Below are 277 nucleotides of genomic sequence, written 5' to 3' on the forward strand. Positions count from 1 at the left end.
GCCGGCGTCCCGGCCAAGCTCGCGTGGACGGCTGCCTTCGGTCTCGTCGTGACGCTGGTCTGGCTGTACCTGGAGCTGCTGCGGATCTTCGCGATCCTGCGTGGCGACTGACCTGGGTCAGAACTGACTGACGTCGGCCCGACACCCGCCACCCATGGGAGCGCAGGACAGTGAAGTACGCGAAGCACATCTCGGAGCTCGTCGGCGGCACCCCGCTCGTCCAGCTCACGTCCGTGACCGCCGGCCTGACGGCGACGATCCTGGCCAAGGTCGAGTA

Annotated in this window: 1 protein-coding gene; it reads left to right on the forward strand. The window is 67.9% G+C overall.

Translation table 11 applies throughout. The annotated features are described in order from the left end of the window. On the forward strand, nucleotides 1-111 hold a 111-nt coding region (locus HP550_RS04330; protein ID WP_175346368.1), incomplete at its 5' end, for a Bax inhibitor-1/YccA family membrane protein. Between the last annotated feature and the right edge of the window lie 166 nt (nucleotides 112-277).

The sequence above is a fragment of the Cellulomonas humilata genome, assembly GCF_013359775.1.
GTDB lineage: Bacteria > Actinomycetota > Actinomycetes > Actinomycetales > Cellulomonadaceae > Cellulomonas > Cellulomonas humilata.